Origin of the sequence: Cupriavidus sp. KK10 (assembly GCF_018223725.1) — a bacterium.
Taxonomy (GTDB): Bacteria; Pseudomonadota; Gammaproteobacteria; order Burkholderiales; family Burkholderiaceae; genus Cupriavidus; species Cupriavidus necator.
On record NZ_CP073677.1, the window covers coordinates 3,562,863 to 3,583,973 of the forward strand.

Annotated in this window: 19 protein-coding genes; 10 read left to right on the forward strand and 9 right to left on the reverse strand. The window is 67.2% G+C overall.

What is annotated here, in order from left to right; all coding sequences use genetic code 11:
- Positions 1 to 67: 67 nt before the first annotated feature.
- Positions 68 to 1,288, forward strand: a complete 1,221-nt coding sequence (locus KB879_RS16715) for an MFS transporter (RefSeq protein ID WP_211979445.1) — start codon at positions 68 to 70, stop codon at positions 1,286 to 1,288.
- 54 nt (positions 1,289 to 1,342) lie between these two features.
- On the opposite strand, the gene KB879_RS16720 is transcribed toward KB879_RS16715, so the two are convergent.
- Together KB879_RS16720 and KB879_RS16725 are read right to left on the reverse strand one after the other, a co-directional pair.
- Positions 1,343 to 3,193: an ATP-binding protein gene (locus KB879_RS16720; protein WP_249221140.1), complete on the reverse strand. Its 1,851-nt coding sequence runs from the start codon at positions 3,191 to 3,193 to the stop codon at positions 1,343 to 1,345.
- Between the two features lie 48 nt (positions 3,194 to 3,241).
- Positions 3,242 to 3,916, reverse strand: coding sequence for a response regulator transcription factor (locus tag KB879_RS16725; RefSeq protein WP_013953891.1), 675 nt, complete (start codon positions 3,914 to 3,916; stop codon positions 3,242 to 3,244).
- Positions 3,917 to 4,298: 382 nt separating this feature from the next.
- On the opposite strand from KB879_RS16725, the gene KB879_RS16730 reads away from it, so the two are divergent.
- A complete protein-coding gene (locus tag KB879_RS16730; RefSeq protein ID WP_013953892.1) occupies positions 4,299 to 4,913 on the forward strand; it encodes a hypothetical protein in 615 nt (204 codons plus the stop codon).
- A gap of 305 nt (positions 4,914 to 5,218) precedes the next feature.
- Entirely contained in the window at positions 5,219 to 6,154 is a 936-nt protein-coding gene (locus KB879_RS16735; RefSeq protein ID WP_211979447.1) for a BON domain-containing protein, read from the forward strand.
- Between the two features lie 36 nt (positions 6,155 to 6,190).
- Here the strand turns inward: KB879_RS16735 and KB879_RS16740 are convergent, their stop codons facing one another.
- Positions 6,191 to 7,117, reverse strand: coding sequence for a LysR substrate-binding domain-containing protein (locus tag KB879_RS16740; protein ID WP_013953894.1), 927 nt, complete (start codon positions 7,115 to 7,117; stop codon positions 6,191 to 6,193).
- A 118-nt stretch (positions 7,118 to 7,235) separates the two neighbouring features.
- Here KB879_RS16740 and KB879_RS16745 point away from each other — a divergent pair, with 118 nt between their 5' ends.
- Both KB879_RS16745 and KB879_RS16750 read left to right on the forward strand, forming a co-directional pair.
- Positions 7,236 to 8,690 (forward strand): amidase, encoded by a 1,455-nt coding sequence (locus KB879_RS16745; protein ID WP_153954126.1) that lies wholly within the window; start codon positions 7,236 to 7,238, stop codon positions 8,688 to 8,690.
- A gap of 80 nt (positions 8,691 to 8,770) precedes the next feature.
- On the forward strand, positions 8,771 to 9,760 hold the full coding sequence (locus KB879_RS16750; RefSeq protein WP_153954125.1) for a tripartite tricarboxylate transporter substrate binding protein: 990 nt from the start codon (positions 8,771 to 8,773) through the stop codon (positions 9,758 to 9,760).
- Positions 9,761 to 9,790: 30 nt separating this feature from the next.
- On the opposite strand, the gene KB879_RS16755 is transcribed toward KB879_RS16750, so the two are convergent.
- Positions 9,791 to 10,567 carry an NAD(P)H-dependent oxidoreductase gene (locus KB879_RS16755; protein WP_013953897.1) on the reverse strand — a complete coding sequence of 259 codons (777 nt, stop codon included), beginning with the start codon at positions 10,565 to 10,567 and terminating at the stop codon, positions 9,791 to 9,793.
- A gap of 87 nt (positions 10,568 to 10,654) precedes the next feature.
- Between KB879_RS16755 and KB879_RS16760 the strand changes: the two genes are divergently transcribed.
- Both KB879_RS16760 and KB879_RS16765 read left to right on the forward strand, forming a co-directional pair.
- Positions 10,655 to 11,548, forward strand: a complete 894-nt coding sequence (locus KB879_RS16760) for a LysR family transcriptional regulator (protein WP_013953898.1) — start codon at positions 10,655 to 10,657, stop codon at positions 11,546 to 11,548.
- Between the two features lie 107 nt (positions 11,549 to 11,655).
- Positions 11,656 to 12,042 carry a nuclear transport factor 2 family protein gene (locus KB879_RS16765; protein WP_013953899.1) on the forward strand — a complete coding sequence of 129 codons (387 nt, stop codon included), beginning with the start codon at positions 11,656 to 11,658 and terminating at the stop codon, positions 12,040 to 12,042.
- 157 nt (positions 12,043 to 12,199) lie between these two features.
- Here KB879_RS16765 and KB879_RS16770 read toward each other — a convergent pair whose 3' ends face one another.
- Positions 12,200 to 12,652 (reverse strand): RidA family protein, encoded by a 453-nt coding sequence (locus KB879_RS16770; RefSeq protein WP_010810824.1) that lies wholly within the window; start codon positions 12,650 to 12,652, stop codon positions 12,200 to 12,202.
- 173 nt (positions 12,653 to 12,825) lie between these two features.
- Here KB879_RS16770 and soxR point away from each other — a divergent pair, with 173 nt between their 5' ends.
- The gene (gene soxR / locus KB879_RS16775) at positions 12,826 to 13,341 is read left to right on the forward strand and encodes a redox-sensitive transcriptional activator SoxR (RefSeq protein ID WP_049800654.1); all 516 of its coding nucleotides are present in this window, start codon (positions 12,826 to 12,828) and stop codon (positions 13,339 to 13,341) included.
- Here the strand turns inward: soxR and KB879_RS16780 are convergent.
- Positions 13,304 to 13,684: a cytochrome c family protein gene (locus KB879_RS16780; protein WP_153954123.1), complete on the reverse strand. Its 381-nt coding sequence runs from the start codon at positions 13,682 to 13,684 to the stop codon at positions 13,304 to 13,306. The genes soxR and KB879_RS16780 overlap by 38 nt on opposite strands.
- 178 nt (positions 13,685 to 13,862) lie before the next feature.
- Here KB879_RS16780 and KB879_RS16785 point away from each other — a divergent pair, with 178 nt between their 5' ends.
- Both KB879_RS16785 and KB879_RS16790 read left to right on the forward strand, forming a co-directional pair.
- On the forward strand, positions 13,863 to 14,264 hold the full coding sequence (locus tag KB879_RS16785) for a hypothetical protein (protein ID WP_041228726.1): 402 nt from the start codon (positions 13,863 to 13,865) through the stop codon (positions 14,262 to 14,264).
- Positions 14,265 to 14,421: 157 nt separating this feature from the next.
- A complete protein-coding gene (locus KB879_RS16790; RefSeq protein ID WP_211979448.1) occupies positions 14,422 to 15,084 on the forward strand; it encodes a DsbA family oxidoreductase in 663 nt (220 codons plus the stop codon).
- Positions 15,085 to 15,141: 57 nt separating this feature from the next.
- Here the strand turns inward: KB879_RS16790 and KB879_RS16795 are convergent, their stop codons facing one another.
- From KB879_RS16795 to KB879_RS16805, 3 genes are read right to left on the reverse strand one after another with little or no spacing between them, the layout of a single operon-like run.
- On the reverse strand, positions 15,142 to 16,590 hold the full coding sequence (locus KB879_RS16795; protein ID WP_013953906.1) for a short-chain fatty acid transporter: 1,449 nt from the start codon (positions 16,588 to 16,590) through the stop codon (positions 15,142 to 15,144).
- Positions 16,591 to 16,621: 31 nt separating this feature from the next.
- Complete coding sequence (locus KB879_RS16800; protein WP_013953907.1) at positions 16,622 to 17,566, reverse strand: ornithine cyclodeaminase family protein; 945 nt, start codon at positions 17,564 to 17,566, stop codon at positions 16,622 to 16,624.
- Between the two features lie 30 nt (positions 17,567 to 17,596).
- Positions 17,597 to 21,070, reverse strand: coding sequence for a molybdopterin-dependent oxidoreductase (locus tag KB879_RS16805; protein ID WP_249221142.1), 3,474 nt, complete (start codon positions 21,068 to 21,070; stop codon positions 17,597 to 17,599).
- Positions 21,071 to 21,111 lie beyond the last annotated feature (41 nt).

The following is a 21,111-nucleotide window of genomic DNA, read 5'->3' on the forward strand; positions in this document are numbered from 1 at the left end:
CAGAATCCGCCCGCGTGGACAACACTTCGAGCCATCCAAACCCGCCTGCGGACCACGCAACCCCAACATGTCCTCTGCTCCCGCCACCCCATCCGCCGCCACCGTTGCCAGCCCGTCCTTGCCGGCACGCCTGGTGCTGCTGCTTGCCGTCGGCGCAGGCCTTTCAGTCGCCTCGCTGTACTACAGCCAGCCCATGCTCGGGGTGATGGCACCCGACCTGCGTGCTTCCGATTCAGCAACCGGCGCCATCCCGACCCTGACGCAGCTCGGCTATGCGCTGGGCATCCTGCTGCTGGCGCCGCTGGGCGACCGCTATGACCGCCGCCGCATCATCGTGGCCAAGGCGGTGGCGCTGGTCGGCGCCTTGCTGCTGGCGGGCCTGGCGCCCGGCATTGGCGCGTTGCTGGTATCCAGCCTGGTGGTGGGCCTGGCCGCCACCATGGCCCAGGACATCGTGCCCGCTGCAGCGGCGCTGGCGCCCGCGGCGCAGCGCGGCAAGGTGGTCGGGACGGTCATGACCGGACTGCTGCTGGGCATCCTGCTGTCGCGGGTGGTGAGCGGCTTCGTCGCCGCCCACTTCGGCTGGCGCGCCATGTTCATGATTGCGGCGGCCAGCATCGCGGCGGTCGCGCTGGTTGCCCGGCGCCAGTTGCCGCGCTTCACGCCCACCACGGTGCTGCCGTATCGTGCGCTGCTGGCCTCGCTGGCGGCCCTGTGGCGCGAGCATGGCGCCTTGCGCCGCGCTGCGCTGGCGCAGGGGCTGCTGTCGGTGGGCTTCAGCGCGTTCTGGTCGACGCTGGCGGTGATGCTGCATGGCGCACCGTTCCATCTTGGCAGTGAAGCCGCGGGCGCGTTCGGCCTGGCCGGCGCCGCCGGCGCGCTGGGCGCGCCGCTTGCCGGGCGCCTTGCCGACCGCAGCGGGCCGGAGCGGGTGACCCGGCTGGGCGCGGCACTGGCGGCGCTGTCGTTTGCCGGCATGCTGCTGACCCCGCTGGTATCGCCGCATGCGCAGCTGTGGCTGATCGGCGCCAGCGCCATCGGGTTCGACCTAGGTGTCCAGATCGCCCTGGTCGCGCACCAGACCATCGTCTATGGCATCGATCCGGGCGCGCGCAGCCGCCTGAATGCCGTGCTGTTCGTCTGCATGTTCACCGGCATGGCCATCGGCGCCGCGCTCGGCAGCCTGGCACTGGCGCGTTTCGGCTGGACCGGCGTGGCCGCGCTGGCGACCGCCGCCGCGCTGGCTGCGCTGGCCGTGCGGCTGGCGCCGCGGCGTGGCGCGCGCTGAGCGCCAGCCCCCGGCCTGGCATGCTGAGCCTTCGCGCCCAGCCCGCCCGGGCCTCTACGCGGCGGGCGCGATGCCCTCCCGGTCGGTGCCAGCCTCATCGCCGTCTCCCGGCGCCAGCGGCACCTCCACCGTCAGCGCCGTACTGCCCGGCGCCGACCGGATCTGCAACCGCCCGTCGATGGCCGCCGCGCGCACCTGCATATTGCGCAGCCCGCGCCCGCCGCGCGTGGCCTCGGTGTCGAAGCCGCGGCCGTTGTCGGCCAGCGTGATCCGGATCACCTGCGCGTCCATGTCCGCATGGGCGGTCACGGTAAGGGCGGTTGCCCGTGCGTGCTGCAGCACGTTGGTGATGCCTTCGAGCAGCAGGTATTGCAGCTCCTGCACCTTGCGCGCGGTGAAATGCGCCAGCGTGGGCAGGCGCTCGACCTCCCAGTGGATATCGAGGCCGCCATCGGCGATGCGCGGCCCCAGGCGGTAGCGCAGGTTGCCCAGCACCGCCGCCAGGTCGCCGCCGGTGTCCTGCATGGCGTCGATGGAAAGCTTCAGCGAATCCAGGGCGTGCCGGACCTGCACGGCGATTTCCGGCGAGCTGGCCTTGCCGGATTCCAGCATCGAGATCGTGGTGACAAGCTGGCTGCCCAGGCCATCGTGCATGTCGCGCAGGATGCGGCCACGCTCGCGCAGGGCGGTCTCCTCGGCAGCGATCTTCTGCGTGCGTGCGAAGGCCGCGCGCAGCTGCGCCTCGCGCTGCGCGACGCGCTCGGTCAGCACCTGGTTGGCGTCCTGCAGGCTCTGCACCGCGCTGGTGTAGCGCTCCACCAGCATCCACGCCATCACCACGCTGAACGGCACCGACACATAGCGGGTCATGGAATGGACCCAGTAGTAGTCGCCGGTCAGCCAGACCTTGATCCAGTCCGCCAGGAACAGCACCGCCGACACGCCCACGGTGGCGGCCAGCAGCGTTGCCTCGCGGCTGGGCCGGCGCAATGTGCCCCATACCATCGCGCCGGCCACGGTCAGGATGATGCCCACCTTGACCAGCCAGCTCAGCGGAAAGACCATCGGGTGGCTTGACACGGCGGCCAGCGGCGCGATCACCGGCAGCGCCAGCCACAGGTAGGCATTGAGCGTGCGATGCAGCCAGCGCCACGGCACGCGGATCACCAGCAGGCAGAACCGGGCGATGGCGCCCAGGAACACCTCGCGCGCGGCGGCGACGATATAGCTGCGCAGTTCCGCGGGAATCGCCAGGTCATCGACAAAGTAGTCGAGCAGCCGCACGCTCCACGCGACCTCGGCCAGCCCGTACAGGCCGAACAGCGGATCGCGCTGGCGCCACCAGATCAGCAGCGCGAGGCCGCCCAGCACGACGCTGAGCACCGCCGCGATTAACGGGCCGACCACGCGCAGGCGGAAGGCCTGCTCGAACTGCGCGCGCACTTCGGCGGCCGGGCCCACCGTCACCGGCAGCAGGCCCGAGCGCGCATAGGCGCGCGCCGCCACGGTGATGCGCAGCAGGTTGCCGTGCGTGCTTGCCAGCTCGGGCGGCATGGCCACGTAGTAGGGTCGCTTGGCCAGCGCCGACGAGGGTGCGTCCAGGCGCCCGCCGCCGGCAGCGATCAGCACGCCATTGAGCCGCACCTCGTAGCTGCCGCCGGCCCATGGTACGAACAGCCCCCCAGGGTCAGCCGCGGGCCAGTTGCGGTCAAAGCGCAGTTCGTAGACTAGCGTGCCGGACTTGCCCGGCATCTCCCGGTCCCAGTAATCAGGCAGCGTCAGCGGGAGCGCCGGCAGCACCGTGCCGTCGGTCAGCGTGGCCGAGCGCGTGGCCGCGGCCAGTTCCATCGTGCCCGCGGCTGCCGCCATGCCGGACAGCATCAGGCAGGCCCATGCCAGCAGCACGGCAAGCAAGGTCCGGAGGTGGCGCGGCCGATGCAGCATTAGGTGGGGTCACAAGGACTTGAGCAGGCCCAGCTTGGCCGCCTCGAACACGGCCTCGCCGCGCGAGCGTACTGCCAGCTTGCCGTAGATGTTCTTGATGTGCGATTGCACGGTATGCACGCTCAGCCCCAGGTAGCGGGCAGTCTCGGCATAGGTATAGCCGCGCGAGATCAGGTCCAGGATCTCGTTCTCGCGCACCGACAGCACCACGGCGCCGGTGGCCGCGGTATCGCGCGCAACCGCCTCGGCCGGCGCGCCGCGCAGCCGGTTCACCACCTGTCGCGCGATCAGCGGGCTCATCGGCGAGCCGCCCGCGCGCAGCTCGCCGATGGAGGCGGCGATGCGGTCCGTGGTTTCGTCCTTGAGCAGGTAGCCGATGGCGCCCGCCTCGATGCTGGCCAGCACGTGCTGGTCGTCGCCGAACACCGTGACCACCATGCAGTCGCAGGCGGGATAGCGCTCGCGCGCGTCGCGGATCACGTCGATGCCGCTGCCGTCCGGCAGGCCGAGATCGCACAGCAGCACGTCGGGCTGGTGCTGCGCCAGCCAGGCCAGGGCTTCCGCCGCACTGGCGGTACAGCCTGCCACCACGGTGGCCGGCGCATGCATCTCAACGGCCTGCACCAGCCGGCTCAGTGCCGCGGGATCGTCCTCGACGATCAGGACTCTTGTTGTGCTTGCCATGCCTGTGTTCCCGAGCCATGCCGTTGTGCTGCCCGTTGTCGGGCCAGTCTTGCTGCCCGTACTACTGCATGCTGTGCTCCGGGCACGACGGCGGATTCTGACATATCCGCCCGCGCATGGGACGGCCGGGCGGATCCCTTCAGGGTAAACGCCGCCGCGCTTACTCATCGCATAGCCGCGCGTCGTTGCCTATCCCATATTCTGGGGAGGCGTCGAACCGGCCGGCTCCTGAGCTTGCGCCGGGACAGCCCCATTCGGGGGATGCCACCCCATTTTTGCCGAAAATAGAGCGTTTTTGCCAGTTCTGTTGGATTTTGCAGGCTGTACGAATACAATGCCCCGGCGCTGGCCGAGGGTGCTGGCGGACCTGGAGAAAAAAAGAATGAAGACGGGAAAACTGGTGGTAGGGCTAGCGCTAGCCGGGTTGCTGGCGGGGTGTGAATCGATGGACGGCGCAATGTCCTCCATCAGCGGCGTGCTCGACGGCACCGGCGACGTGCTGAGCGGCGACTTCCGCATGCTGGCGGATCCGAAGCCCGCTTCGCTGGGCGATATCTGGTCGGACTGGAAGAAGAACGAAATCACCGCGAAGAAGAAGTGGGATTCGCAGGCGATCCTGGTAACGGGTACGGTCGCCCGCATCACCAAGGTGGATGGCCTGCGCAAGTCGGACGACACCATTGCCGTCTACTTCAAGGACTCGGTCAATCCGCAGTGCACCGGCAAGGCGCTAATGCGCGACGCGCTGATGGTCAACCAGAAGAAGATCAGCAACCTGCAGACCGGGGACAAGATCAACGTCACCGGCGTGCTGGCCACAAGCGATTCGGAAACGTACAACAACAGCAATACCGAATGCTATTTTGCGTTCGCCAAGTCGAAGATCGAACCGGCCCCGGCGACCACGGCCGCTGGCAGCGCAGCCGCCCCTGCGAAAGCCACGGCCACCAAGTCGACCAAATCGACAAAGTCGACCAAGACCAGCAGCACGAAGTAAACCGGCAAAAAGGTGGCGACGGGCGGCAGTACGGCCGCCCGGCACGCCCCGGTGCGCGTGGCGCCCTGCCTCGCGCCATGTGGATACTGCGGCACGCCCCGCCCATCCGGACCGGCATCCCTTACAAGCTCTGAAACCCTTGCATGGATGGCAATGCGCCAAAGTGCCGGCAAACCCCCGTCCGCGGGGCATCCCGCCGCACGGTACGAATCTTGCCCCTTCTTGATTACCCGCCAGCGGTTCGCGCACGGCGTGTGCGCCTGCGCCCGCACATGGCGCCACACGCACACTGTCAGGAAATCAGCATGGGCTACTACTACGATGAGCGCAATGCGCGCGCCGCGCGCCAACGCCGCCAGGCATGGGAAGACGATGACTGGCAACCTGAATCCGAACAGGAGCGCTGGCAAGCGCGGCATCGGCGCCAGCAAATGGCCCCGGGCCAGACCAGCTACGGCGGCTCCGCCCGCCCGGACCGGGATTTCAACGAAGCGTACGGCGCCCGCAGGTACCCGGAACACCCCTCCGGCGCACGCTCCGGCAGCAACCTGCGCTACGGCCTGAACGGCGGCTATGGCTGGGAACGCGCCAGCGAATGGCGCGATCCGCAGGCATGGCAACGCGACGACGAGTACGCCGAGCGCCAGTGGCGCCGCAGCGCCGAACGCGCACGGGATCCGCGTGAATCGCCTCACGCGCGCGGCCATGACACCTACTTCAGCGACTTGCGCAGCGACACCCGCTACTGGGTCGACCCGCACGAGGACTGGGAAGAAAAGCAGCGCTATGAGGCACGGCGTCACAGCCCGGGCTACCGGGAATATGCGCAGCGCCGCGGCTGGGAAACCGACGATCTCGATGACGAGCGCGAAGGCTCGCATGGCGTGCTCTACAACCTGGGCCGCCGCATCGGTGAAGCCGTGGGCGACTGGTTCGGCACCTCCGAACGCCACACTGGCCCGCGCGGCTACCAGCGCAGCGACGAACGCATCCGCGACCAGATCTGCGAGCAGCTGAGCTATGCGCGCGGCGTTGACGTCAGCGACGTCAGTGTGGACGTCAGCGAAGGCGTGGTGTCACTGACCGGCACCGTGCGCGACCGCGGCCAGAAGTTCTATATCGAAGACCTGGCCGACGGCACCTACGGCGTCAAGGAGGTCAACAACGACATCCGCGTGCGCCGCGAGCTCCCCGAAGCCCGCAGCACCGGCGATGTGACCGGCAGCACCTGGCGCGGATGACGCCAGCGATGGCGGGCGCCGCAGGCCAGCTTCGGCCTAGGCGCCCGCCACACCAACCTCCGCCGCCAGCCGTTCGCGGATAAACCCCAGGAACGCACGCACGCCCTCAGGCAGCGTGCGGCCGGCCAGCGTCTGCAGTTCGACCGCGCGGCTGCGCATGCCGCGCTCCCGGATCGAGGCGGCGCGCAGTTCGCCGCGGCGCAACCTGTCGCCCACGGTGACGGCGCCAGAGATCGACAGCCCGCCACCGTGCAGCACGAAGTTGGTCAGGGTCTCGAAGTGATTGGTCACCAGCACCGGTTCAAACACCATGCCGCGTTCGCCACAAGCGATGTCGAACAGCTGGCGCACGGTGTTGTCGCCCTCCGGCAGCGCCAGCGGGTAAGGCTGCATCTGCGCCAGCGTGACGCTGCGAAAGCGCGCCAGCGGATGGTCCGGACGCATGATGGCAATCACCGGCGCGGGCTGGCGGTGCTCCACCCGGATGCCCTGCTCCGCGGCGCGGCTATAGGTGATACCGATGTCCGCATCGCCATGCAGCACGATGCCGGTGACTTCGGCCGGCGGCGCCACGCGCACATGGAACTGCAGGCCCGGATAGCGCTGGCGGAACTCGGCAATGATGCGCGGCAGGAACTCGATCGCAAATCCCGCCGAACTGGCCAGCCGCACCCGGCCCCGGCGCAGGCCCTGCAGCGCGGCAATCTCTGACACCACCCGATCGGCTTCCAGCGCGCCGCGCAGGGCATAGGCCGCCAGCAACTCCCCGGCCGCGCTGGCCACCATGCCACGCGGCCGGCGGTCGAACAGCGGCACCCCGAGCAATGCCTCGAGCGCGCCGACCTGGCGGCTCACGGCCGACACGGTGACATTCAGCCGCTGCGCCGCCTCGGTCAGCGAGCCGCTGCGTATCACCTCCAGGAAATAGCGCAGCGAGGTTTCCTGCAGGCGATGCGACAGCATGGGCGGCTCCGGCGGCTGGTTTGCGTTTTACGCAAGGATATTTGAAAAAAACATCGATTGCGGGAAACCGTGCGCCGCCCGTATGCTTTTTCCCGACACCACAGGAGACACCCGAGCCATGGCGCCCACCCAGACCCCTGATCCCATCACCGAACTCGATGCCGTCGCCCTGTCGCGCGCCATCCATGGACGCGAGGTCTCGTGCGTGGAAGTGCTCGATGCCTTCCTTGGCCAGATCGACCGCCACAACCCGCGCGTCAATGCCATCGTGGCGCCGATGGAGCGCGACACCCTGCGCGCGCAGGCCGCCGGGCTCGACGCCGAACTGGCACGCGGCACCAGCCGCGGCCCGCTGCATGGCTTCCCGCAGGCGCCCAAGGACATCAGCCCGGCCGCGGGCATGGTCACCACCAAGGGCTCGCCGATCTTCGCCGGGCAGGTCAGCGAGGCCGACGCCGTGATCTTCGAGCGCATGCGCGCCGGCGGCGCGGTCTTTGTCGGGCGCACCAACTCGCCGGAGTTCGGCCTGGGCGGCCATACCTACAACCCGGTTTACGGCACCACTCGCAACGCCTTCGACCCGGCACGCTCCGCCGGCGGCAGCAGCGGCGGCGCCGCGGTGGCGGTGGCGCTGCACATGCTGCCGGTGGCGGATGGCTCGGACATGATGGGGTCGCTGCGCACGCCCGCGGCGTTCAACCACGTGTATGGCCTGCGTACCTCGGTCGGCTGCGTGCCGCACGGCCCGGGCGACGAGGTCTTCTTCCAGCAGTTCAGCGTGGCCGGCCCGATGGCGCGCAACGTGCCGGACCTGGCCCTGCTGCTGTCGGTGCAGGCCGGCTTCGACGCGCGCCTGCCGCTGACGCACCGCGCCGAAGCACCCGGCACCTTCAAGCTGCCGCCCGAACGCGACTGGGCCGGCGTGCGCATCGGCTGGCTGGGCAACCTGGGCGGCCACCTGCCGACCGAAGCCGGCGTGCTCGATACCTGCGAGCAGGCGCTCGCGCACCTGCGCACGCTCGGCTGCACCGTGGACGCCGCGCTGCCCGAATTCGACCTGGAGCGCCTGTGGCGCGCGTGGATCGACCTGCGCAGCTTCTCGGTGGCTGGCGCCAGCGCGGCGCTGTACCACGACCCGGCCAGGCGCGCGCTGCTCAAGCCCGAGGCCGCATGGGAGATCGAGCGAGGCCTGGCCCTGCCGGGCACGCGCGTGTACGAGGCCCTGTGCGAGCGCAGCGCGTGGTACCAGGCACTGCGCGCGCTGTTCGAGCGCTTCGACTACCTGGTGCTGCCGGCCGCGCAGGTGTTCCCGTTCAATGCCGACTGGGACTGGCCGCATGTCATCGACGGCCGCGACATGGACACCTACCACCGCTGGATGCAGGTGGTGGTGCCGGCCACCATGGCCGGACTGCCGGCCCTGGCCGCACCAGCCGGCTTCAGCCCCCGGGGCCTGCCGGCCGGCATCCAGATCATCGGCCCGGCGCAGGCCGACGCCGCCGTGCTGCAGCTCGGCCATGCCTATGACCAGGCCGGCGGCTTCTCGCGCGTGCGCAGCCCCTGGCTCGATTGAGCCTTCGGCTAGTCCTGGCCCCGCTTCGTATTGCTTCCGATTGCCTTCTATTCCTACAACTGCCGGCAGGAGTGCCAACGATGACCGCAATGCCCCCGAAGCTGTTTCTCGCCTGCGCCGCCGCCCTGACCGCGGTGCTGTCCACAACGCCCGCCGCCGCGCAGGCCCAATCCTGGCCGGACCGCCCGATCCGGCTGGTGGTGCCGTTCGCCGCGGGCGGCGCCACTGACGTGCTGGGCCGCCTGCTGGCGGTCGGCCTTGGCGAAAAACTCGGCCAGTCAGTGGTGGTCGAGAACAAGCCCGGCGCCAGCACCGTGATCGGCGCCACCCAGGTATCCAAGGCCGCGCCCGACGGCTACACGCTGCTGCTGGCGGCCAGCACCACGCTGACACTGAACCCGGCCATCCGCCAACACCTGGGCTACGACCCCATCAAGAGCTTCACCCCGCTGGGCCTGGTCGCCGACATGAGCCTGGTACTGGTGGCCAACCCGGACATGCAGATCACCTCGCTCAAGGATCTGGTGACGCAGGCCAAAGCCCACCCGGACAAGTTCTCCTATGGCTCGTTCGGCGCGGGGTCTTCGGTGCATTTCGGTGCGGAGATGCTCAAGTCCGCCACCGGCATCCGCATGGTCCACGTGCCCTTCAACGGCAGCGCCCCCAGCCTGACCGCGCTGGCCGGCGGCCAGGTGCCGGTCGCGGTCGATACCGTGGTGGCCACCCTGCCGCTGATCAAGGGCGGCAAGATCCGGCCGGTGGCGGTGTTGTCGCCGCAGCGACTGCCAGCGTTGCCGCAGGTGCCTACCGTCGCGGAGAGTGGCTACCCCGGCTTCCAGATGGGCACGTGGTTCGCGCTGCTGGCACCCGCGGGCCTGCCCGCGCCGGTGCAGCAGAAGCTGGAGAAGGCCCTGGCCGACGTCGCCAACGCGCCGGCTACCAAGGCGCGCATGGTCGAACTGGCGCTGACGCCGGCTTATGGCAATGGCGCAGCAGTGAAGGCGCGGGTGGAGAAGGAATTGCCGGAGATGCGGGCGGTGGCGGCGCGGGCGGATATTCGGGCGGACTAAGTCCACCGGGGCGGCCATCGGTTGCCGCCCTTACTCCACATGCGCCGCGAACCCCACCGTTCCCGGCGCCACCTCCTCGCGCAGCGTCAGCTGCGGAATCCGGTAGTCCCCCGCGTTCTGCCGCCGGAACGGGATCGGTGGGGTAGTCCTGAGGGTATCCAGCCGCTGGCCCAGTTCCTCGCGAATCTCCGCGAAGCGCGCCTCATCGACCTTGCTGGTCCGATAAACCAGATACGGCGGCAGCACGTCAAACCCGGGGTAGTACAGGATGCCGTGGTGGATCGGGAACAGGATGTCGTCGATCGGGCCATTGATGCCTCGCGCGCTGTAGTGGGATTCCCAGCCGCCGGTGGTGACGACCAGCATGGCACGCTTGCCAGCGAGACTGCCTTCGCCATAGCGGTCGCCCCAACGCTCGTCGGAGTGTTCACCTACGCCGTAGGCAAAACCATAGGCATAGACGCGCTCGACCCAGCCCTTCAGGATGGCCGGCATCGAGAACCACCACAGCGGGAACTGCAGGATGACCGTGTCGGCCCAGCGCAGCTTTTCCTGCTCATGCGCAATGTCATCGCTCTGCAGCCCGTTCTCGAAGGCATGTTTGGAATCCAGTGACGGGTGGAAGGGCGCATCGCCCGGCTGCGCCTTGGTGTCGGCGCCGTCGATCTGCGCCTTCCATTGCATCGCATACAAGTCCGAGACCTGGACCTGGTGCCCGGCATCGCGCAAGCGCTGCACGGCAAAGTCGCGGATCGCCCCGTTGAGCGACCTCGGTTCCGGATGGGCATAGACAAGCAATACGTTCATGACAGCGGCTTCCAATGATTGAGTGAAGCCAGCATAGGCCGTCGTCCGCTATATTAGAAATGAATATCCAATATCCCTGGTATTGTCATGACTAATCTCAGGCGGCTGGACCTGAACCTGCTGGTGACGCTGGATGTGCTGCTGTCCGAGCACAACGTGACCCGCGCGGCGCAGCGGCTGCACCTGTCACAGCCTTCGGTCAGCGTCCACCTGTCCAGGCTGCGTGATTACTTCGGCGACCCGTTGCTGTTGCCGGGCCCGCGCGGCATGCGCCCCACCGCCAAGGCCGAATCGCTGCGCGAACCGTTGCGTGAAGCGCTGGGCGCGCTGGAGCACGCGGTCTCGTCCGATAGTCCGTTCGATCCCGCTGCCTCGACCCACACCTGGCGCGTGGCCGCGACCGACTACGGCGAATCGACCATCGTGCTGCCGGCGCTGCAGGCGCTGCGCATGGCGGCTCCCGGCGCGCGCCTGGCCGTAGTGGAGATGGTGCCGCCGCGCATCGCCCGGCAGGCCGAGCGTGCCGAACTGGACCTGGCCCTCCACACCACCGATGGCTCGCCGCCGGGCCTGCACCGGCGCGCCCTGTTCACCGAGCGCTATGTGCTGGTGGGTCGCGCCGGTCATCCGCGGCTGAAGCGGCGGCCCACGCTGGCGCAGTTCTGCGCGCTCGACCACGTGATCGTGTCGCCGGACGGCGGCGGCTTTTACGGCGTCACCGACGAGGCGCTGGCGCTGGCCGGCATGCAGCGGCGTGTCGTGCTGTCCGTGCCCCACTTCCTGTTTGTCACGTCGGCCGTCGCCAGCACCGATCTGGTGGCGATGCTGCCCGAGCGGTTGGTGCGCGGCGTGCCGGCAGTAAAGGTGGTGGAACCGCCAGTCGAAGTGCCGGGCTATGAGATGTCGATGTTGTGGCCAGAGCGCGTGCATCGCGATCCGGCACACCGCTGGCTGCGTGAACTCATCGCCACATTGGTCTAGCCGACAGCGCCCCGTACTTTTGCATACAAACCTGGAATACAATCAACGCTTTCAACGCCGCGGCATGGGGTGGATAACCCGGTGCCGCCCCAGTTTTGGAGGAGACCATGACGTATTCAGAAACGGGCCTGACTTCCCGCCACGTGGCCGCGCTCGCGCCGATCGAGGACTACCTGCAGGGCCATATCACCGGCAAGGCCGAATTCATGTACAAGGCGTTTGCCGCCGACGCGCGCATCGTCTCGTTCCGTGACGGCAAGCTGCATTCGCTGACGGTTGAGGAGTTCACCTCGGCGCGCTGCCCCGGCCATCCCGCGGCGGACGAGGCGCAGCGCAAGCGCCTTATCACGCAGTTCGATGTGGTGGGCAATGCCGGCGTCGCCAAGGTGGTGCTGGAATACCCGGGCGTGACCTTCACCGACTATATGACGCTGCTGGAGATCGACGGCGTCTGGAAGATCGTCAACAAGACTTTCAGCGCCGCACCGCGCTGAAGATAGGACATCCGCTGCGGCAAAGCGCCGCAGCACAGGCCTACTTTGCGGCTGCAGGCAATCCTGCCTTTGACATCGGCCCGAAGAACATTGCCTTCATCCGCCCGCGCCCGACCACGCGCGCCACTTCGGCAATCACGCAGTCGTTGAGTTGCGTTCAGCCCGGCAGCACCGCCGTCGCTTCGATCTCGAACAGCATATTGTCCAGCGCCAGCCGCGGCACCGGAATCAGCGTGCAGGCCGGCGTTGGCTTGTCGCCCCACATCTCGCGCAGCGCCGCGCCGAAGGTGCGCAGGCGGTCGTGCGAGTGGTCGACCACCAGCACCGTGAGCTTAGCCACATCGCCCACGTCGGCACCTGCCGCTTGCAGCGCGATGCGCAGGTTCTGCATGGCGCGCGCCACCTGGCGCGGAAAATCGAGCGGCAGGCAACCGGCCGCGTCCTCACCGCCCTGCCCCGCGATATAGACGATGCGGGCCGGGCCTTCCACCATGGCCACATGCGAATAGCCGTTGGGCCGCGGGTCGTACAGCCCCTCGGGATTGATGAGGCTCAGCGAGGGATTGGGGCGGGCGACCGGCATGGTGGGCATGGAAGGCAGCGCGGGCATCGAGGGTGAACGCAAGGATGAGGGCGAGAAGCGGAACATGATCATCAGCTCTGTATTTGAGGCGTGGCGAACAGTGGAGTCGCAAGTATCAAACCTCAACTTAGCTTGAGGTCAAGCGCGGCCTTGGTGGTAGCATGGACATTCCTCCGTTCCACTGGTGTCTTCCACTGCCGATGGCCTCCGCGAACAAGCCCCCTTCACCGCGCCGGCGCCGTACCGCGCCCTCAGAAGAACTGCTCTCCGTCGGCGAAGTCGCCGCGCGCACGGGCATCGCCGTGTCCGCCCTGCATTTCTATGAATCGCGCGGCTTGATCGCCAGCACCCGCAGCGGGGGCAACCAGCGCCGCTATGCGCGCGCCGTGCTGCGGCGGCTGGCCGTGATCCGCGTGGCGCAGCGCATGGGGCTGCCGCTGGCGGTGATCGCCGATGCCATGCAGAAGCTGCCGGACGGGCGTGCGCCCACTGTGGCCGACTGGCGCCGGCTGTCGGCCAGCTGGCGCGATGACCTGGATGAACGCATTCGCACGCTCACGCAATTGCGTGACCAGCTAGATGGGTGTATCGGGTGTGGGTGTCTGTCGTTGAAGGCGTGTCCGTTGCGCAATCCGCATGACGCGCTGGCCGGGGAAGGGCCGGGGCCGCATTTCCCGCCTACTGGAATGTCTGCAGGTAAGCCAGCAGATCGCTGATCTGCTTGTCATCACTGAGACCCCAGAAGCGCATCTTCGTGCCAGGCACGACCTTGCCGGGCGAATGGATGAAGGCACGCAGCGTGTCATGCGACCACACCATCTTTGAAGCGCGCATTGCCTCCGAATACTGGAAATCACTGGTGCCGCCCGCGGCACGGCCGAAGATGCCGTTCAGCTGCGGGCCAAAGCCTGCGCGCGCGTTGCGGCCGACGTGGTGGCACGAGGCGCAGCGCGTGGTGAACAGCGCCTTGCCGGCCTGGATATCGGCGGCGGCAGTGGCTGCGGTGGGGATGGCGGTGAAGGCGGTCAGGGCCAGCAGGACAAGGGCGGTACGGGGCATGGAGCAGCTAAGGAAGGAAAGAGCTTCGGCAACGGGGTTGCATGATACAGGCGTAGCCAAGACGTCCCAGCCCTGCAGCAAGGTTACACCACGTCACACTTGCAACACTTCGCGCGCCCCATATTACAAGCCCGCCCCCTACAGTGAGCCCATGTCCAACGCCCCTTGGGAGGCAACCATGAAACGAATCATCGCAATGGCGGTAGCAGGTGGTGCAATGCTGGTGGCCAGCGCCGGGGCTCACGCCGGTGTGAATATCGATATCGGCATCGGCGTGCCGGGCGTGGTGGTGGCCCAGCCGGCGCCGGTCTATCGTCCGGCCCCGGTCTATGCTCCCGCGCCGGTATATGCGCCGGCTCCGGTTGCCTATGCGCCCAGCCCGGTAGTGGTGGCACCGCGCCCCGTCGTGGTGGCACCGGTGCCGGTACGCTATGACTATGACCGCGGCTATCGCAGGGACTACCACCGGGACTACTACCGGGAAGGCTATCGAGACAACCGCCGCGACTGGCGCGAGCGCGAATGGGCATATCGTCATGGCGACAATGACGGCCACGGCCACGGGCGCCGCTGGGACTGACGGGACTGATGGGACTGATGGGACTGATGGGACTGATGGGGCGGGCGCCCGGCCACGGCCGCGGCGCCCGCCTGCAAGGATTCGCCAGTCAGGCTACCCTGTCGGCAATTTCCAGATCCGGGCCGGGGCCACGCCCCTGCCCACGCCAGGAGTAGCCATGCCCCAACCCATCAAGATCGACTTCGTCTCCGACATTGCCTGCCCCTGGTGCGCCATCGGCCTGTCTTCACTGCAGTTGGCGCTGCAGCGCCTTGGCGATGCGGTGGATGCCGAAATCGTCGTGCATCCGTTTGAACTCAACCCGGGGATGCGCCCGGAGGGCGAGGCGATCGTCGATTATCTAGGCAGGAAGTACGGGCGCACCCCGGCGCAGATCGCAGAGACCCAGGCCATGATCCGCGAGCGCGGCGCCGGCGTGGGCTTTCCGTTTGGCGAGCGCACACATGTCTACAACACCTTCGATGCCCACCGGCTGCTGCACTGGGCAGGCCTGGAAGGCAAGCAGGTGCCGCTGAAGCTGGCGCTGCTGCGCGCTTACCATGCCGACGGCAAAGACCCGAGCAATCACGAGGTACTGGTCGAAGCCGCGCAGGGCGTTGGCCTGGATGCCGCGGCGGCGCGCAAGGTGCTGGACAGCGATGACTATGCCAATGCGGTGCGCGCGGAAATCCAGGAGTACCAGCGCATGGGAATCCAGTCAGTGCCGTCCATCATCTTCAACAACCGCTACCTGGTTACCGGCGGGCAGCCGGTGGAGGCTTTCGAACAGGCGATCCGGGAGATCGTGGCCGAGGCGCCGCAGCAGCCCGCGAACGGGTGAACCAGCCTCGATCGCAGGGCGACACCTCAGTCGCCCTGCCGACGTTCCTCCCGGGACTCAAGGCATGACCGGTGGATGGTAAGGCAGCGTCGTGGCGAACGCCCACAGCATCAGCAGCACCAGCGGCGTGTGCACCAGCAACTGCGTGAAGGTGAAGCCGACCACATCCTTGGCCCGGATCCCCAGCACGCCGAGCAGCGGCAGCATCCAGAAGGGATTGATCAGGTTCGGCAGCGCCTCGGCCGCGTTGTAGACCTGTACCGCCCATCCCAGGTGGACTTGCAGTTCATTGGCGGCCTGCATCACGTACGGAGCCTCGATGATCCACTTGCCGCCGCCCGACGGCACGAAGAACCCCAGCACGGCCGAATACACGCCCATGACCGCTGAGAACGATTCGGTGGTCGCCATCGTAACAAAGGCCGACGCGAGATGATGGGATAGCGTCGCACCGTCGACTCCGGTCGCCTTGGTGAGGATAAAGGCGATACCGCCATACAGCGGAAACTGGATCAGCACGCCTGAGGTCGACGGCACCGACCTGGCCACGGCGCGCAGGAAGCGCTTCGGGCGCCAGTTCAGCAACATGCCGAGAAGCAAGAACAGGAAGTTGTAGGTGTTCAGGTTGGAGATGGCGAGGATCGGGTCTTTTGCGGAAAACTCCTGGTAGAGCCAGCTTGCGCCCATCGCCACCAGCGCCAGCGTCAGTAGCGGGCTGTATTCCAGCCACTCGCCAGGGCGCGACGGCCACGCGACGCCGTCGTCGGCATCGTTCAGGTCTACACCCATATCGGCCGCGGTGCGGGCCCGCTCCCCGGTGGGCGCAGAAAAATATGCAATCAGCAGTGACGCGACAATCAGCACGACGGTCATCGCCATCGATTGCCACAGGAAGATCGTTTCAGCGAACGGGATCACCCCGGTGATATCCAGCAGCGACTTCGGCAGGCTGACAGGATTTGCCTGTAGCTGCGCGGCCGAGGAACTGAGCCCTAGCGCCCACGTTGCGCCCATCCCCAGATAGGCCGCCGCGCTCGCGGCCCGATAATCCACGCGCAAGCCCCCACGTCGGGCAATCGCGCGCACCAGCAAGCCGCTGAAGATCAGGCTGATGGCCCAGTTGAGCAGCGACGTCAGCAGGCTCACCAGCGCCACGAACGCGACTGCGCCGCGGGCCGTACGCGGCAGCGATGCCAGCCGCGCGATCAGCATCGACGCTGGCGGCGAGACCGCCACCACATAGCCGGCGATCGCCACCACCGCCATCTGCATCGTGAACGGGATCAGGCTCCAGAAGCCGTCACCGAATGCCTTCGCCACGGCCGGTGCCGACGCCCCGACCAGCATGGCGCCGAGCGCCACCACCACGACGGCGATCGCGGCAAAGATGTAGGAATCCGGAAACCAGCGCTCTGACCAGTTCGTCACCCGTACGGCCAGGCTCTCCAGGCCACCTTGCTGCGGCTTGCCGGCATCGGCAAATGCCATCCTCGTTGTCTCTTTCATGCTGAACTCCTTGGCAGTTTCCTTGATCGTTCTAGTTATTTGCCACGGCTTCGAAACACATCGCCGCGGCGGCAAGATCTTCCAGGGCGGTACCGACAGCCTTGAAGACCGTAATCTCATCGTCTGAAACTCTTCCTGCGTGCCGGGCCCGACAGAGACCGGCAAGGTCGCTACGGATATCTTCCCGGGCGATCACGCCGTTGCCGAGCGGGGACAGCAGGTCGCCGGCCTTGGTTGCCGCCTCGTCCGTATCGACAAATACAGAGGTGCCCGCAAAGCAAGCGTCATCGGTTTCACGCATCGCTGGCGTAAAGCCACCGATCAGGTCGACATGGGTGCCGGGACGAAGGTATTCGCGACGGATCAGCGGTTCGGTCGAAAGCGTCGCCGCGCTGATGACGTCCACGGCGCAGGTGTCCGTCTCGAGCCTGTCCACCACGTATGCGTCGAAGCCATCGCTGCAAAGCTGTTCGGCCAGCCGGCGGCCCTGAGCAGGGTTGATGTCCCACACCCCGACCCGCTCGATCTGCCGAACGCTGCGCCAGGCATACGGCACCAGGCTGGCCACCCGACCGGCGCCCAGCAAGAGCATGGATCTGGCGTCCTTGCGGCTCAGGAAGGATGCGCCGAGCGCCGACGCGGCCGCGGTGCGCCGGGACGTGATCTCGTTGCCGTCGATCAGCGCCAGTGGCTCGCCGGTCTCCACGCTGTAGAGGATGTAGGTCGAGAACAGTCCCGGCAGCGAGCGCGCGGAGTTGCCGGGATAGATCGAGACGGTCTTGACGCCAAGGTATCCCTGCGACGGGCTCCAGGCCGGCATCAGCAGCAGCGTCCCCTGCTGGCCCTGCGCGGTGGTGACGGTATGGTTATGCCGCAGCGGCACCTCGCAGCCAGAGGCAAACGCTTCCTTGAGTGCATCAACAAGCCGGTCAAAAGGGAGCGACGCGCGGGCGCTCTCTGCATCGATATTCAGCATGGCGTTATCGGGTCAGAAGTAGAAAGGGAGTCAGGCATCGATCACCAGGTCACTGGCCGGTACGGCCTGGCACGCGAGACAAATACCGGGGTCATCAGGTACCTCGCCTTGCAAGTGGTGCGCCGACCCGGAAACGATCCTGACGGCACAGCTTTCGCATTGCCCGACGCGGCATCCGCTGGGCAAGCGCACGCCACGCGCCTCGGCAAAGCCGAGCAGAGCGCCGTCCTCGGAACGCCATTGGTGGACGACCCCCGACTTGCGGAAATGCACCTGGAATGCCTGTCCGTGCTCGATCTTCGCGACAGCCGGAGAGCGAAAGATCTCCTTGTGGATATCGAAGTGCGGCACGCCTCTGGCGGCCATGCCCTCGGCGAAGGCAGTCATCATCGGGACCGGGCCGCACATGTAGATCAGCGGGCGCATGGCGAGCAGCGCTTGCGGGACCGCGTCGGCGGATACGCGCCCATGCACGTGGAAGTCGCGCCCCGCGATGTCCCCGTCAGCCGGCGCATCGTAGTAATTGATCACCGACAGCGTGGGAATCGCCGCTTCCAGTTCGCGAATCCTGCGCTTGAAGGCGTGCGTCGCACCGTTCTGGTTCGCATAGAGCAGCAGGATCCTGGGCGGCTCCGCCTGGCCGGCCAATGACTCCAGCAAGTTGATGAAAGGCGTGATGCCGATGCCGCCGGCAAGCAGCACAAGGGGCCGCGCGGTACGGGTCGGCATGACAAAGGTGCCGCCGGGCGCGCGCAGTTCGACAACGTCGCCGACTGCGAGCTGTTGGTTGATGAACGATGAGGCGCGGCCGGACACCAGTTCACCATTGGCGAGCCGCGCCACTGTCTGTCGCACCGAGATCGAATAGCACTGGCGGTCTGCCATGATCGCGGGTCCGGTCAGCGAGTAGGACCGGATCACCTCCTGCCCCCCGCCGCCGATGAACAACCGGATGGTCGCGTGCTGGCCCGGCAGAAAGTCGGGCAGGCGGCCGCCATCGGTGGGTGCCATGTACACCGATGTGACATCGGCGGCTTCCTTGCACAGCGCCACCACGCGGAACACGCGGAAGTCCTCCCACGGCCGGCGCCGGATATCGAAAGCGGTTTCGCGCTCGATGCTGCAGCGATAGGCGCGCAACGGCGACGAGCCGCTGACCGGATCCTGGCGCTGCGCGTCGATCAACCCGTTGAAGTTGACACTGTCCGCGCCACACACGGCGAGCGGTGCTTGCCCCATCGCGTCGCAGCGTTGCCACCAGCCGTACTCGCCCACCAGCACGGCGGGGTGCAGGCCCGGATCGATGCGTGCCGTGAACAATGCACTGCCGCCCGGCGTCGAGATGCGCACGGGGTCGCCGCTGCGGATGTCCCGTGCCGCGGCGGCTTCCCTGGAGATATCCAGCCGCGGCAGCATCGCCTTGCGCCGCAAAGACGCGACACCGCGCTGCTGGCTATGGCAGTAGTAGCCATTCTTCGCCGACGTCAACAAATAGGGGAACGCAGATCGCGCGGCATCTCCCTGTTCAATCGAAGGTTCCTGGTAGCCGGGCAAAGGCGAATAGCCATGCGCCAGCAGCCCTTCGGAGTACAGCTCGACCAGGCCTGTCGGCGTATTGAAAGGCCTGGCGGATTTGCCCATGCGGTATTTCATCTCGGTGTCCTCGACCGGGATGCGAACCCCTTCTGGCTTGGCGCGTAGCGCTGCCACGGTCAGCCCCATCGGCGCGAGCATGTAGTCCCAGCCGGCTTCCAGGCTTGCGCCGAAGAATGCTTCCTGCAGCCCGATGCGCGCCGCCAGCGCAAACACAATCTCGTTGTCCGAACGCGCCTCGCCGCGCGGCGGGACCATGCGCTGACGCAGCTGCACCAACTTCTCAGCCTCGGCAGAAACCTCGAAGCCGATGCGCAGCCCCTCGCGTTCCCATGGCGTGCTCACGGGCAGCAGGATGTCCGCATACTTCGCGCTCGGATTTTCAAAGAGATCGCAATGCACGTAGAACGGCAGCGCGCGCAGTGCCCGCTCCCCCATTGCCACATCCGGCTGCGAGAGCAGCGGATTCGTGCCGAACGCGATCAGCGTCGTCACCGCATAGGGCTTCTTGTCGGTAATGGCGCGATACAGGTCGCGCGCGGTGATCCAGCCCTGCGCGGGCGGCCCCAGCGGGCGTTCTGACAATCCCAGGGCCTTGCGCCCCTGCTCCGGACTCAGCAGGTCCAGGCGGCTCACCGCATTGAACGGCGGCTTCTGGTAAATGCGGTTGCCACCGCGCCGGTCGAAGCTGCCCGTCAGGGCGTAGAGGCAGGCAATCGCACGCTCGGTCTGCGTGGCGTTCTCATGCTGCCCGACGCCGGACCAGGCGTGATAGGCAACGCGCCGTGCCGTGCCGATCATGCTCGCGGCATGGCGGATATCGCCCTCCGGAATCCACGTCAGCCGGGCCGCGCGATCGGCGGGATAGCGCGCGCATTCCGCCGCATAGAGCTCGAACGCCGGCTGGCACATCAGCATGGACTGGTCATGGCGATCGCCAACGGTCACCTCAAAGGTTCCGCGCAGCGCGATGCGGCCGGGAACATGGCACTGGCCGCCCGCCGGCACGGCCATGCGCTGGTGGGCGTCCCAGACGACAAAGGCGTCTGTCTGCCCGATACCGATGTCGCGCCCGCGCAGGAAGGCGCCATTGTCCTTGCGTACCAGCAGCGGACCGTTGGTCCATTGCCGCACGAAATCGTTATCGAAGGCATTGGCCTCGATCAGCAGGTTGGCCAATGCCATGGCCAGCGCGGCATCGCTGCCAGGTTTCACACGCAGCCATTGATCGGCTTCTTCCGCCAGTCCGGTCTGCCGCGGGTCGACCACGATCAGCCTGGCGCCGGCGGCCCGTCCGGCGCCGATTGCCTCTGCCTGCGACAGCCACGTGTTGGCGGGATTGTGTCCCCACAGAAGAATCAGTTCGGCATTGCGGTAATCCGCCGTCGGCATCCCGCAGCCAAAGGTAAAGGCATGCGCGAAGTCCTTGTGCCAGTTGCAGATCTCGGTGGCGTAGCAGATGTTGGGGCTGCCGTAGAGGCGGACGAAACGCTCGATCCAGTCGATGCTGTCCGACAGCGCCGTGCCACTGGGTGTGGTCACGGCGAAGGCAACCGACTCCGCACCCAGCGTGGTGCGCGCCTCGATCAGGCGCGCCGCGATCTGATCGAGCGCCTCCTCCCATGAAATGCGCACCCACCCTGGATCCGCTGCGTCTTTTGGGTTCGTCCTGCGCATCGGATGCAACAGCCGCTCGGCGCTGTGCACGAGTTCGGGCGCTGCCTTTCCCTTGAGGCACATCGCCTTGCCCGTGGGGTGTTCGCCATCCGGGCGGACCGCAACGAGGGTGTCTCCGTTCACGACATTGATCGTTCCGCAGCGGGAACGACACAGCGTGCAAAACCCCTTCTTTTCGACTTCGCTCATCGCCACTTCCAGCAACTTGTATTTGTGCTGGATGCTAGCTAGCATGGGGCGATATAGCTAATTCATAGTTCTGACATTGCAATATC

Excerpts from the sequence above, each read along its gene's own strand:
- KB879_RS16715 (WP_211979445.1), top strand. The coding sequence starts at position 68 with ATGTCCTCTGCTCCCGCCACCCCATCCGCCGCCACCGTTGCCAGCCCG.
- KB879_RS16725 (WP_013953891.1), bottom strand. The coding sequence starts at position 3,916 with ATGGCAAGCACAACAAGAGTCCTGATCGTCGAGGACGATCCCGCGGCA.
- KB879_RS16730 (WP_013953892.1), top strand. The coding sequence starts at position 4,299 with ATGAAGACGGGAAAACTGGTGGTAGGGCTAGCGCTAGCCGGGTTGCTG.
- KB879_RS16735 (WP_211979447.1), top strand. The coding sequence starts at position 5,219 with ATGGGCTACTACTACGATGAGCGCAATGCGCGCGCCGCGCGCCAACGC.
- KB879_RS16740 (WP_013953894.1), bottom strand. The coding sequence starts at position 7,117 with ATGCTGTCGCATCGCCTGCAGGAAACCTCGCTGCGCTATTTCCTGGAG.
- KB879_RS16745 (WP_153954126.1), top strand. The coding sequence starts at position 7,236 with ATGGCGCCCACCCAGACCCCTGATCCCATCACCGAACTCGATGCCGTC.
- KB879_RS16750 (WP_153954125.1), top strand. The coding sequence starts at position 8,771 with ATGACCGCAATGCCCCCGAAGCTGTTTCTCGCCTGCGCCGCCGCCCTG.
- KB879_RS16755 (WP_013953897.1), bottom strand. The coding sequence starts at position 10,567 with ATGAACGTATTGCTTGTCTATGCCCATCCGGAACCGAGGTCGCTCAAC.
- KB879_RS16760 (WP_013953898.1), top strand. The coding sequence starts at position 10,655 with ATGACTAATCTCAGGCGGCTGGACCTGAACCTGCTGGTGACGCTGGAT.
- KB879_RS16765 (WP_013953899.1), top strand. The coding sequence starts at position 11,656 with ATGACGTATTCAGAAACGGGCCTGACTTCCCGCCACGTGGCCGCGCTC.
- KB879_RS16770 (WP_010810824.1), bottom strand. The coding sequence starts at position 12,652 with ATGCCCGCGCTGCCTTCCATGCCCACCATGCCGGTCGCCCGCCCCAAT.
- soxR (WP_049800654.1), top strand. The coding sequence starts at position 12,826 with ATGGCCTCCGCGAACAAGCCCCCTTCACCGCGCCGGCGCCGTACCGCG.
- KB879_RS16780 (WP_153954123.1), bottom strand. The coding sequence starts at position 13,684 with ATGCCCCGTACCGCCCTTGTCCTGCTGGCCCTGACCGCCTTCACCGCC.
- KB879_RS16785 (WP_041228726.1), top strand. The coding sequence starts at position 13,863 with ATGAAACGAATCATCGCAATGGCGGTAGCAGGTGGTGCAATGCTGGTG.
- KB879_RS16790 (WP_211979448.1), top strand. The coding sequence starts at position 14,422 with ATGCCCCAACCCATCAAGATCGACTTCGTCTCCGACATTGCCTGCCCC.
- KB879_RS16795 (WP_013953906.1), bottom strand. The coding sequence starts at position 16,590 with ATGAAAGAGACAACGAGGATGGCATTTGCCGATGCCGGCAAGCCGCAG.
- KB879_RS16800 (WP_013953907.1), bottom strand. The coding sequence starts at position 17,566 with ATGCTGAATATCGATGCAGAGAGCGCCCGCGCGTCGCTCCCTTTTGAC.
- KB879_RS16805 (WP_249221142.1), bottom strand. The coding sequence starts at position 21,070 with ATGCTAGCTAGCATCCAGCACAAATACAAGTTGCTGGAAGTGGCGATG.